The sequence below is a fragment of the Okeania sp. SIO2B9 genome (assembly GCF_010672505.1).
Taxonomy (GTDB): Bacteria; Cyanobacteriota; Cyanobacteriia; order Cyanobacteriales; family Microcoleaceae; genus Okeania; species Okeania hirsuta.
This window is the reverse complement of the sequence record NZ_JAAHGK010000084.1, coordinates 1-10688: the sequence shown is the minus strand read 5'-3', so window position 1 is coordinate 10688 and position 10688 is coordinate 1. Positions and strand designations below refer to the sequence as shown.

The window sequence follows — 10688 nt, the reverse complement described above, 5'->3', positions numbered from 1 at the left end:
TGTCACTGGTAGCAGTGTTAATCTGAGTCTCTACCTGAGAAGTAACTACTGTGACTGGTTTTGATAAACTGTCACTGGATTCAGATACCTTGGTTATAGCTGGGACAGTAGGTGATGGGTCTGATACCCTTCTTTCCTCAAAAGCCTCAAACTTAATTGTCCTTGGAGTGGTTATTGTTCGGCCCCATCCCATCTCCTCCAGTCGGCGAAAAAAATCAATAGCCTCACCTCTATCCTTGACCTTCTTAGTCTTATACACAGCATCCCTGGGAGTAATAGGTTCTTCTTTCCTGAGAGCATACTGATATAGCTGAAACATTTTGCTCGGCCCAGAATCATCCATAATAGACAACAATCCACGAACCTGAGACATTTGGTAAATTGCCCGTTCCTTAGCAATTTGAATGAATTTTTTAGAGACTATTTCATCTGGGGTTTTGCCCTGACAAACAGCGTGGAGAACATGATATAACATTGCCCACCGCAAAATTTTCCCTGACATTTTCCCGTACTGGTAAATCATAGCTGGGCGATCAGCTTTAGCCTTTTGGCTTTCGGCGTGATTATGACAAGACTTGAATAGTTGGTAGGCATCTGGGGAAAGCTTGAAAGTAAAAGCAGGCAAACGGTTTATGCTTTCGTAGGTATCAACCAACAGAGGCGTAATGTCCATGCCTACTTCATTATCATCGTCCCAATAATGAGGAATGTTTGGTAAAGTAGCGATATTGTATCTAGCAAAAAGCCCTGTGGGGTCTGAGCTAGAGATAATTTCAGACAAAACTTCAGGTTGAATCCCTCCCAGCAAACATTGATTTACTACACCACCGGGATAAATCTTACCTCTACGAATGACAGCATCCATAAGGCCATCATAGGATTCTAGGAGCAACTGAGCATCGCCACCCTTACCACCTTTATACTGACCTTGGGACTTTTGCTCCTTAGCCAATTCATCGAAACACCTCAAAATCTTGGGATTGTGCTGTGCTAGTTCGCGCATTCCTTCAGGAGTATAGTCTCCAGTGCTGAACACCCGTAGCTTTGGCTCTTGGGGTTTGTCGCCCCTAGTAGATTTGTCTGCTGCCTCCCAATCTGCCAAGTCTCTCTCATAATCAATTTTCTGCTGATTATATAGTTCTGTAGCTTTCTCCTGCATTTTTGATAAAGGCTTCCTAGCGATCGCTTGAATCAGAGGAGACTTCCTAGATGCTGGCTCTCCCACAATAGCAGAAAAAATAGTAGCATTCTGGTCATAGTTAGTACACTCACGTCCAATAATTTTGGTACAGGGGTCAATTAATGAAGCTGCTGCTGCTTCCAAAGCGACTAAAGTTGGTTCGTAAGGAACTCCTAAGTTGTCGGCAAATGTAAGGACTGGGTGTAACTCTTGTGGTAACATGGCATGACATTTTAACTTAACATTAGCTGAGAGAATTTCCGAAAATTCCTTTTCATCATCTGGTAGTTCGGCATCCGCGTCGAAATCCTCAATCGTACTCTCATAGATTTCCTTAACAGAACGCATATCCCACCCGCTATCAAGAGAAAGCTGCTTAAGCTCAATGGTAACTCTGGTTTTTCTGGGGCGTTGCTCTGCCAGCTTGATAATCTCTCCGAGAACTTTGATTTTATCCCATTTCTTTGGGAGAGTTACGCTTTTTGTTTGACTATTACCATTATTCAATAGACTACTATCACTACTGGGTGGAGAGTTTTTCTTGCCTATAGTGCTGTACTGCTGATTTTTCTGCCACGCTTTAAGACAATTTTCTATAGCATCGTCTGTGAGAGAAGCGGTGGGGTTGCCTTTTTGGGCTGATTTCCAAATCTGTTGCGCCTCCTTACTATTAATAGGTGGGCTGCATCGACTACAATAATCTTCAAACAGTGCTTGTGGCGTATCGGTGTAGTTAATTCCCAGATAATTAAGTCTTTGTGCAGTGCCAATCAAATTTCTTGCAAGCTTTGCACCAGAATTGTTACGACCTCCTTGACTTACACCCCTTTCAATTAAGTCTCTGTCATCCTTAGTCAGGAATATTGCCAAAGGGGGTGTATTGGTTTGAATTGTTTTATCAAAGTTAAAGATAGGTTCTTTCTGTCGAGGTATTGTACTTCGTAGTTCCTGATAGCTGTACTTACTACCGCTACTACTAACTATTTCCGCTACCTCTCCAGACTTTTGATGCTTAAACCCAGGCACTCGCATGACTCTCGATGGATTCTTGATAGAGCGATCGCCATCCGCATATTCCAATAAGTCCGCTTGCAGCTCCTGCCACTGCTTAATTGCTATGGGTTGTTCAAATACCCAATAACTGTGAATTGATTTACCACCCGTATCAACTTGTATTGTCGGTTCTGGCAAACCTAAATTTTGCCAAAGTATTAGCTGCTTGTCTTTGGATAAATCATCATGCTCATAGAATATAGCTCTTCCTGCTGTCACATCAGCATCAGTATCACCTCCGCCATTAACTACAATGTAGATACCATAACCAAGGCTTTCCCATTGCGATAATTCTTTATAGTTAATTAACTCTAGGCTATAGGTAGTCTTTTTACCGAAATTTTTGCCATTTTCCTCTTTAAAAGCGCGGAAGTATATGTTATCATTTAATGTATATCCTAAAAAGCAAACGAATTGATTCACTTTGGCTTTGAGATTCTTTGTATTCATCTTGTTATCATCTCACTAGATAATTGTGTTTTTGTCTCCTGAGATAGACCGACCGTCCGCTTACGCGCTTCATGTCGCGCAGCGAAACACCAAATTTTTTGATTAACTTTGAACATCAGATAAAACAGTGGACAGCTACCAACTGCCCATTTTTTTTGGGAGGTAGAAAGTCAAGTCAGAAGTCAAAAGTCAGAAGTCAGAAGTTAGATAGATGGGAAAGGAGTGAGCATTTATAAATATCTCCGCCCTATTTGTGTAGTGCGATATAGCCTAAAAACGGACATTCTCGTACAGCCAGAATTTAACTTCTGACTTCTAAATTCCGACTTATGACTTCAGCTCTAAATCTACCACCATCACCTTCACAAATCAAGCACTTTTGCCTATAGTTATTTAGATGTAAAAATCGCTGTAATAATAGCGCATATTTACATCAATTACTTCCTGAAACAAGGGCCAAAATCACAAACAACTCTTAACTTATGACCAAAAAATAAGGTCAATAGCTTCCCCCTTTAAGGGAATGAAAAGCGGTCGTTAGCGGAGCTTCCCGGAGGGTGGGATGGCGGAGCGGGTCTTCCCAGGAAACGCCAGATCCAATCGGCCAAGAGAAAAATCAAATTCAGTATTTTTTTGCCTCTGGCTTTCCTACGGAATGCTGCGCAAACAGCGGTGGGTACTGATAACTGATAACTGATAACTGATAACTGATGACTGAAACAACTTATGGCTGATAGCAACCGATTGTCCATTTCTTTGCCCAAGGGTGTTTACAAGAAGCTGGAAGAAAGAGCACAGAAGGAGGGGCGAAATGTTTCCTCCCTCGCATCTGTTCTAATTGAACGGATGATGCTCGAAGACGAGAAAAATCAACTGTGGGTAGAGACAATGGCTCACTACCAAAAGCGACTCACAGAGGAAAAACAAGCATCCGCCCAACGGATAGCAGAGTTGCAAAGTGAACTAGATGAGGAACGCTCCAAACTAGATATCACCTTGCCAATAGTCATCAAATCTCCTCTGCTCAAAACCTTATCGGGAGAAGAGCTATCAGACTTAGAGTTAAGTGTGCTGTGTGATTTTTTCGGCTATGACCAACGTCTGCTACAACAGGCCAGGTTTACTCAGGACAAAAGTCTTGTAACTGAAGAAAGAACTGCAGATGAAAGAGGAGAAGAATTTACCGAAACCGACATGCCTTGATGGTTGGCAAGAAGGGGTCTTGCCAAATCAGGGTATTGTGTTTATCGCACCCCAAAATCTAGGTCGAGAAGATGCGATGGCAGTCTACAGCCAATGCGAGTCTTGGCTACAAGCTGTGGCTAACATCTGGGGAGAGGTTAGATTAACCTGGGTAGGAGCGACTTATGGCCTGAGAAAACTATCACAAATACCATCACAAGGAAATTCCACATCTATACTGTCTATGACTGAACAGTCTCAAAACCTGATAATTCCTGAATTGGATCTAGATTTGAACGAACTATATCAGCGGACTCATCCGTGTTACCTAACTGAGATGGTGACTCAGAAGGTGATCTGGATGAATGTCAAGGCGATAGAAGTTAACCGCCTGAAAACTCCTAGTAAAGTGATTGGCAGCTCTTGTACTTCGATGTGGAATGGGGATTCGATGGAGAAGATGATGAAGCATCTGCTGGCAGATAAATTTATCCATCAGTTTGAAACCCAGGGCTATCATTGGGTTGATGAGTGGAGACGGGAGAAAATTGCCACTGTCTCTGAATACGGCATTGTTACCGTGTTTGGTACAGACTGTCGTCTGTGTGAAACCCTGGAATATCATATTGTTGGGGTAGATTGATTGTATAACCGTAGGTGGTGGGAAAGGAAAAACTCTGTCAGAGATTACTTCTAACTTCTAACTTCTGACTTCTGACTTTCGCCTAGCGCTATAACTCCTTCCTCTGCCTGGATAGACCACTTCTGGTTCAACTCTGCCGCTAGTCTTTGCACTGGTAATATAGGGTTTGGCCTTGTGCCGTAGAGATAATTGTCTATAGCTTTCGAGGAAATTCCGAGAAATTTGGCAATAATTGCCTTTTTCATGGGGTACTTTTGTAGTAGCTCCATTGGATGTAGTGTGGGACAAAATTTGTCCACATTATACTCGTTAATTTCTGAAAGTATGATTCTTTGTGGGTAGACAATGCCGGGACTTTGAATTATGTTCATAGTAAGTAAAAAAAGTTTTGATTTTTAGAGGCTTTGGCCTCTTTTTTTTTTGCAACTGCTATATATTACCTAATTAGCAGCTAATTACATACCATACAGCCACTAAATAGTGGTGTCAAGCTTTGCTGCTAAATTGTTCCTAAACAGTAGTAAAACATTGAGCAAAGGCGGTAATGGTTAGTCAAAATGAAAGAATTGTTCTGGCCACTATGGGAGAATGGCATAGAGATATGCTTGTGATTGATTCTTGGATTAATAATCGTCCTAAAAGCCAGCAAGCAGTATCTCTTCTGTGTGCAAAGCTTCAGGAGTGCAAGGACGAAATCAAAGAAAGAATGGAATACCTGGCAAGAAAGAGGGGAATCACTGCTGATGAACTATGGATTCAAGTATTGCGAGGAGAGGCAGAAAGGCTGACTGCTGAAGAATGGGCAAATGAAAGCGGGGATGAAGAGTAATACTCCAGCCCCAAAAAAATTAAGAATCATAACTGAGCGTATTAAAAACACCGTAGCATAACTTGCAATCACAGAACCGCCTTTGACATGAAGGCGTTTTTTTATTTTTACTTCACAGGGGATTGCACTCACAAAAAAAACACGCTTGAATAATTTATATGAGTAATAGCCGATTATTAATCAACTAATACTCATCACTTAAAAATAGTAATCACTTAGTAATCACCACGAATGGAGTGGGAACCTTTTCCAGAAGAGTTAGAGCCAATTTGCTATTGGACTCGCAAGCAAGTCCTATCTTTGTTTGAGTCATGCTTTCAAAAAGGGTCAAACTCTTTAACAAGGGACGTAGCAGATATCAAAGCTCTAATTGAGTCTGGAGAAATAGCAATTGAAGACTGCCCCTTGCAGGTGGGTAGCAAGCGTAATTGGATTTACCAGATAGAAGCTGTGCGATTTCTCTGGTACTACAGACAAATTGTGCAAACCTACGGTAATCGGGCAGTAGCAAAGGAATACATAAAAAAGAACGGAGTTCCACTATGAATGACGTACAACAGCGCGAACGTATAGTCAAAGCTTTATCTAACCGCAATATTCAACCAACTGATGAAGCGATTGATAAAATTATTGAAAAGGGAGGTACTACCGCAGCTATTAACGAGTTTATTAAAGAGCAACAGCCAGAAAAAGATGTAGTCCAACAACAGAGCAATGATAACCAACTCCTTGATACTGAAGCAGGCAGTCAAATGATTCAGGGGATGGTTGAAGAAATCGCTGAAGCTAATAGTGATGAATTGGCCGACGCTATTCAAGCCCTGACATTAATGAAAGCAGTAGGTAAGGTGCAAACCGGATATACCGGAGACCTCACAAAATCTGCAATAGACTCCCTAAAAAAGGGTTTTGGTGGTATCTTCTCCAAAGTTTCTACATCAGTTGGAAAGCAAAATCAATATGTAGAAAGTGGCAAGCTTCCCTCACTGCTACAGACAGAAACTCCCAAATTACTGAATGGCAAAACGAACTAGAAATATTAATGAGGTAACGTCCCGTAATCAATTTTGTAATTCAAATATCAACGTCAGAAAATGATTCAAGTTTATTGGGAAGCAAAGCCCAGATTTAAAAAAACTGCTGGCTGGCTGAAAAGTAGTGGTAGGGTAGAAATTGAAGCCAGCCCAAATCATCCCCTTGATATAGCTGAAGTACAAGCTGGAATTGAAAGGAGGTTAGCCTTGAAACGCCCTGATTTTTTCCCTGACGGAGCAGTAGTAGAAATCAAATTGATTACAAGGATTTAATGTACAAATCCTATCTTAATTCAAGAGAGTGGAAATCAAAGCACCCTAGATTCTTGAGAGCCACAGGCTACCGTTGCCAAATGTTTGGTGTGAAGGTGGGAAGATACAAAGGGAAATACTACCCATACAATATCCACCACCACACCTACAAACGGAAAGGTAAAGAGAAATGGCAACGAGATGTATTTGTTCTCTCAAAAAGAGCGCACAACCTTATTCACGGTTGGTTAGCGTTGTCGCTTAAGCCTATTTCAGTTAAACAACAAAACAAAAACCCAATTAACCAATACCCTAACTTATTGCAGCAAATAGCTCATACTTGGTGCTGGTTAATGGGATACATACTTTGGATATTAAAATGACAGACACTCAAATAGTTATTAGCTCAAAACCAATAGGATATTTCGTAGAAACTGAAAACAACGAAGTTTTGGAAGAAATAGTAAGCAAAATGAGCATAAACCAGCGCTTAGTAGCAGTACAAAAAGTCATTGAAGAAATTACTTTTAATGAACTAAGCTCATCCACAGAAGTTAAAGGCTTTTGCCAAGAGGTAAACCGACTAAATCTGAACAAGCACGATGCTATTCAGCTTGCCCGTTGGATTTTGCAAAAACATTTATGAGGAGAGTAGTTAATGCCACCACAAGGATACTTAACAAAAAGGGAACCGACAAACGCCAGATTAACTCAAAACCCAGGTAGTCTAAACAGTAGAGGAGGTACAGCCCCAGTACCAAAAGGTATACTTACTCCTGCTGATGGAGGGTACGACGCACCCATGCTTGCTGATGCTTCAGCAATGATTGACACTTGGAAAGCAGACGGGCTAACTCTAACAGATGAAACCTTAGCAGAAGCCAAAGATGCTGCTAAATTCTACACGAGTCAGGCATCAAAAACAACCCAGTACAGAGCAGCAGTAAAAGCCGTTATCAGAGGCTCAGTCAAAATGGCAAAAAATTTTGCTGGAGCAGCTAGTGATGTGCTGAAAGGTAACCTTGCCATGCACCAGGCTTATAACCGCCTTTATGATGTTGCAGATACAGTGGGTAGTAAATACCGCCTAGAAACTGACAGACGGAGGAAGAGCCACCAAGTAATTGAAGCTCGTCATTCAGTTAATGTTGAAGCTCTAAACGCTGCTACAGAAAAAAGGTTGTCTATGCTGTACGGAGGTAAAGATGTCTAAAGCACCACTTAAGTACAAAGGATCGTTATTAGGCAAGTTTATTAACAGAGGAGGAAATGTCTTTTTTGAAACAAATAGTGGAAAACAATCTCAGTTAGTTATTTTAATGCGCAGGGAGTCTACAGCTAAAAGAATGGCAGAAGACTTAAACAGTAGATTTTCAAGAATTTACTAAAGGGTGAGGCAGCATGGGAATCAATAGAATTGCTTGGTACATATTTATATTTATTATCGGTTTTGCCAGTGGCTATCTACTAAACCTGCTGCCTCAAATATCACTGCATTTCCTACCGTTATACGGAGCTATTGTCTGGACGCTCAAGGAACTACAAGATACCTTTAACTTCCCAGAAATGCGTGAAGCAGCCGCCAGAAGTTTAAACCCCAAGTTATCTGTAGGATTTTTCACTCTAGCACTCATAATCTTTAGAGCAGGAATTATTGCCGGGAGCATTAGTGCATGGTTTTAGGTAACTTAATAGTTTGCTTTGGTTGCCTAATATTCGTCTGCTTTCCTCAACCAAAGCTTACTAGAGCAACTTTAGCAATTATTGCCATCTACTATGGGATAAAGGGTACACAAGCAGCTCATCAAGAAATCCATGAAGCAATCATTACTCAAATCATTGATGAGTCTGAAATTAATATGCTAGCAACTGAGGCAGATTTAAAACTTGTTGCCCTACAGCAAACTTGCGAAGGATATTCAGTAGAAAGCAACCTCCCTCAGAATACGCTTGAAGTTGCTGCAATTAATCACTTTGACTGGAAAAAACTGAATACTAATCCCAATAAGTATGTTCATCTCATCATTGTTGGTGGCACAGGAGATGGCAAGAGTTTTACCACGGAGAGATTAGCTCCACATTTGGGAGGCAAAGTGGTAGTGTGCAACCCCCACGATAAACCAGGAGATTTTGAGGGGTTTCCTAGCTATTGCGGTAGTAGAAACTATGGTAATTGGAAGAAAGATAAGCTGCCAGTTATTCCAGATAAAGGTCAGTTTTTTCAAGACTTTTTAGACCAAAAAATATATTTTGAGCCTTCAGTTTGTCAGTTTATTAAAATCATTGAACAAGAGATGAATAGGAGATATGAACTCTATCATCAAGGCAATTTTTACTATCCAATGGTAAACGTAATTATTGATGAATTTTGCGTTGCGAGTGGCAAGATTGACCAAGGTGTTGAGGTGGTATTAGACCTGATAAAAGAAGCAAGAAAGGTTTTGATTAGATTATTTTTGTTAGTGAAATCTGACCAGGTAAAAACCCTTAAAATAGAGGGTCAGGGAGACATTCGGAAGTCTTTAACTTATGTAAGATTAGGAGAATTTGCCCATAAGCATTCTCAGAAACTAGGGAACTCAGAGTTGTACAACTGGTGCTTATCACAGGAGCGACCAATATTAGTAGAAGATGAGCCAGCAGTTCTGCCAGAGTCAGTTAGGTATGTCTTTGCTGAAGGTCATGTTGAGTCAGAAAGTTCCGATAACCAAAGCAGCAGTCAGCCTTCTACAAATCATAATCAAACTAAACTTAGTAATGGGGAAGATGAAGATACTACTGTTACTGAAACTACTCCTAATAAAGAAGCTCCTACTCTAGAGGAAATAGAGGAGGAAATATTGAGTTTCTGTGCTGCTAAAAAAACTACAGTTAGGCAAGTGCAGCAGAAGTTTTCTAAGTACAAACTAGCTGCTGATACGATTTGGAAAATATTCCAAGGATTTGCTGAAAAAAACTTAGGAACTGTAGCAGAGAAAAAAGTTGGAGGCTCAGTCAGTCGTATATTTACTCCCGAACAACATCGAGATGTTTAGGGCTGTTAAGTTTGGTGTTGATTGGCTGTATAAGCTAGTAATAAAGGATGTTTGACGACAATATTAGTTATAATAATTGCCTCTAATTTATCAAGGAAACTGCGATTAAACAGCAATCGCTCTTAACACCAAATACATCTATAACTATGCAACACTTAGGCAACCTTGATTATGAAAAATACTTTAGACCCAAATACTAATAACTCCAAGGTTAATAATGTCCTCCAAACAATCCTTGGCTCTGCGTTCAAATTGCTAGTAATTGGAGGGATTGTTACTATAGTTGCGGTAGCTATATCTGTTCCAAAAAGCAAATTTAGTAACTTGGAAAAACCAGGCAAACAAGAGTTAATATCTGCCGAGCCAAAGCCAGAAGTAGATGACAAGCAAGAGACTAAAAATCAACCTGTAATATCTCCCTACACAGTTGTGTTAAATGAAGATAAAAATTCTGTTACTTTGGTTCTAAATAATGGCGTTAATATTGATGTCAAAAATTTGAATGATAAGCAAGAAAAATGTATAATATTTGGAGGAGGTTTGGGCTGTATTGATAGTCTTTACAATCCTAAAAATACTGTTGCTAAAGTTGACAAACGTAAAATTATTAAGTATAAAAATCGCCTTTCATTTGTTGAAAAATTAAAACATCAAGATGTGTGGATACCAATTGTAGTTTCTATTAGTTTTTGGTACTTTTTTATTAGGGATAAAAATTAAATTAAGTATTTAAGTTTATTTGGGCTAAAAATGGTTAAAAAAAATACAGAGGGATTAAAAAAATACCACTGGAAAAACAATCGACCACCTAAAAACTTGTTAACTGCAAGTTACTTAAAAGAGTTAGGATTAAAAGCAGTCAAACCAGTTGGTGTTATTCAAGTTGGCATCTCTCAACTTTATAATGTTAGGCTATATGACATAAACAGAGTAGATTCAGTAGAAGCAGAAAAAGGAACAATTTTAGAAGAAGCAAGATTAATATCTAACTACATAATTGACTTGCAAGACTATATAAATCAATGGGACA

General features: G+C 39.9%; 16 protein-coding genes. 14 read left to right on the top strand and 2 right to left on the bottom strand.

Going from position 1 to position 10688, the window contains the following annotated elements; translation table 11 throughout:
* The coding region (locus F6K13_RS05335) for a DUF3987 domain-containing protein (protein WP_287286989.1) at positions 1-2683 on the bottom strand (2683 nt) is incomplete at its 3' end.
* Positions 2684-3409: 726 nt separating this feature from the next.
* On the opposite strand from F6K13_RS05335, the gene F6K13_RS05330 reads away from it, so the two are divergent.
* Positions 3410-3886: a hypothetical protein gene (locus tag F6K13_RS05330; protein WP_287286987.1), complete on the top strand. Its 477-nt coding sequence runs from the start codon at positions 3410-3412 to the stop codon at positions 3884-3886.
* On the top strand, positions 3846-4508 hold the full coding sequence (locus F6K13_RS05325) for a hypothetical protein (RefSeq protein ID WP_287286986.1): 663 nt from the start codon (positions 3846-3848) through the stop codon (positions 4506-4508). The genes F6K13_RS05330 and F6K13_RS05325 overlap by 41 nt, the downstream gene beginning before the upstream one ends.
* 50 nt (positions 4509-4558) lie before the next feature.
* Here F6K13_RS05325 and F6K13_RS05320 read toward each other — a convergent pair whose 3' ends face one another.
* Positions 4559-4879 (bottom strand): hypothetical protein, encoded by a 321-nt coding sequence (locus F6K13_RS05320; RefSeq protein ID WP_287286984.1) that lies wholly within the window; start codon positions 4877-4879, stop codon positions 4559-4561.
* A gap of 173 nt (positions 4880-5052) precedes the next feature.
* On the opposite strand from F6K13_RS05320, the gene F6K13_RS05315 reads away from it, so the two are divergent.
* The 12 genes from F6K13_RS05315 to F6K13_RS05260 form a co-directional block, all read left to right on the top strand.
* Positions 5053-5337 (top strand): hypothetical protein, encoded by a 285-nt coding sequence (locus tag F6K13_RS05315; protein ID WP_287286983.1) that lies wholly within the window; start codon positions 5053-5055, stop codon positions 5335-5337.
* A gap of 231 nt (positions 5338-5568) precedes the next feature.
* Positions 5569-5883 (top strand): hypothetical protein, encoded by a 315-nt coding sequence (locus F6K13_RS05310; protein WP_287286981.1) that lies wholly within the window; start codon positions 5569-5571, stop codon positions 5881-5883.
* The gene (locus F6K13_RS05305) at positions 5880-6371 is read left to right on the top strand and encodes a hypothetical protein (RefSeq protein ID WP_287286979.1); all 492 of its coding nucleotides are present in this window, start codon (positions 5880-5882) and stop codon (positions 6369-6371) included. The genes F6K13_RS05310 and F6K13_RS05305 overlap by 4 nt, the downstream gene beginning before the upstream one ends.
* 60 nt (positions 6372-6431) lie before the next feature.
* Positions 6432-6644, top strand: coding sequence for a hypothetical protein (locus F6K13_RS05300; protein ID WP_287286977.1), 213 nt, complete (start codon positions 6432-6434; stop codon positions 6642-6644).
* On the top strand, positions 6644-7006 hold the full coding sequence (locus tag F6K13_RS05295) for a hypothetical protein (protein WP_287286975.1): 363 nt from the start codon (positions 6644-6646) through the stop codon (positions 7004-7006). Before F6K13_RS05300 ends, F6K13_RS05295 begins: the two co-directional genes overlap by 1 nt.
* Entirely contained in the window at positions 7003-7269 is a 267-nt protein-coding gene (locus tag F6K13_RS05290; RefSeq protein WP_287286974.1) for a hypothetical protein, read from the top strand. Before F6K13_RS05295 ends, F6K13_RS05290 begins: the two co-directional genes overlap by 4 nt.
* A 12-nt stretch (positions 7270-7281) precedes the next feature.
* The gene (locus tag F6K13_RS05285; protein ID WP_287286972.1) at positions 7282-7836 is read left to right on the top strand and encodes a hypothetical protein; all 555 of its coding nucleotides are present in this window, start codon (positions 7282-7284) and stop codon (positions 7834-7836) included.
* The gene (locus F6K13_RS05280) at positions 7829-8011 is read left to right on the top strand and encodes a hypothetical protein (protein ID WP_287286971.1); all 183 of its coding nucleotides are present in this window, start codon (positions 7829-7831) and stop codon (positions 8009-8011) included. The genes F6K13_RS05285 and F6K13_RS05280 overlap by 8 nt, the downstream gene beginning before the upstream one ends.
* 13 nt (positions 8012-8024) lie before the next feature.
* Complete coding sequence (locus F6K13_RS05275) at positions 8025-8306, top strand: hypothetical protein (protein WP_287286970.1); 282 nt, start codon at positions 8025-8027, stop codon at positions 8304-8306.
* A complete protein-coding gene (locus tag F6K13_RS05270) occupies positions 8297-9658 on the top strand; it encodes a hypothetical protein (RefSeq protein WP_287286969.1) in 1362 nt (453 codons plus the stop codon). Before F6K13_RS05275 ends, F6K13_RS05270 begins: the two co-directional genes overlap by 10 nt.
* Positions 9659-9829: 171 nt before the next feature.
* Positions 9830-10378 carry a hypothetical protein gene (locus F6K13_RS05265; protein ID WP_287286967.1) on the top strand — a complete coding sequence of 183 codons (549 nt, stop codon included), beginning with the start codon at positions 9830-9832 and terminating at the stop codon, positions 10376-10378.
* Positions 10379-10408: 30 nt separating this feature from the next.
* The coding region (locus F6K13_RS05260) for a hypothetical protein (RefSeq protein ID WP_287286966.1) at positions 10409-10688 on the top strand (280 nt) is incomplete at its 3' end.

Excerpts from the sequence above, each read along its gene's own strand:
- F6K13_RS05330 (WP_287286987.1), top strand. The coding sequence starts at position 3,410 with ATGGCTGATAGCAACCGATTGTCCATTTCTTTGCCCAAGGGTGTTTAC.
- F6K13_RS05325 (WP_287286986.1), top strand. The coding sequence starts at position 3,846 with ATGAAAGAGGAGAAGAATTTACCGAAACCGACATGCCTTGATGGTTGG.
- F6K13_RS05320 (WP_287286984.1), bottom strand. The coding sequence starts at position 4,879 with ATGAACATAATTCAAAGTCCCGGCATTGTCTACCCACAAAGAATCATA.
- F6K13_RS05315 (WP_287286983.1), top strand. The coding sequence starts at position 5,053 with ATGGTTAGTCAAAATGAAAGAATTGTTCTGGCCACTATGGGAGAATGG.
- F6K13_RS05310 (WP_287286981.1), top strand. The coding sequence starts at position 5,569 with ATGGAGTGGGAACCTTTTCCAGAAGAGTTAGAGCCAATTTGCTATTGG.
- F6K13_RS05305 (WP_287286979.1), top strand. The coding sequence starts at position 5,880 with ATGAATGACGTACAACAGCGCGAACGTATAGTCAAAGCTTTATCTAAC.
- F6K13_RS05300 (WP_287286977.1), top strand. The coding sequence starts at position 6,432 with ATGATTCAAGTTTATTGGGAAGCAAAGCCCAGATTTAAAAAAACTGCT.
- F6K13_RS05295 (WP_287286975.1), top strand. The coding sequence starts at position 6,644 with ATGTACAAATCCTATCTTAATTCAAGAGAGTGGAAATCAAAGCACCCT.
- F6K13_RS05290 (WP_287286974.1), top strand. The coding sequence starts at position 7,003 with ATGACAGACACTCAAATAGTTATTAGCTCAAAACCAATAGGATATTTC.
- F6K13_RS05285 (WP_287286972.1), top strand. The coding sequence starts at position 7,282 with ATGCCACCACAAGGATACTTAACAAAAAGGGAACCGACAAACGCCAGA.
- F6K13_RS05280 (WP_287286971.1), top strand. The coding sequence starts at position 7,829 with ATGTCTAAAGCACCACTTAAGTACAAAGGATCGTTATTAGGCAAGTTT.
- F6K13_RS05275 (WP_287286970.1), top strand. The coding sequence starts at position 8,025 with ATGGGAATCAATAGAATTGCTTGGTACATATTTATATTTATTATCGGT.
- F6K13_RS05270 (WP_287286969.1), top strand. The coding sequence starts at position 8,297 with ATGGTTTTAGGTAACTTAATAGTTTGCTTTGGTTGCCTAATATTCGTC.
- F6K13_RS05265 (WP_287286967.1), top strand. The coding sequence starts at position 9,830 with ATGAAAAATACTTTAGACCCAAATACTAATAACTCCAAGGTTAATAAT.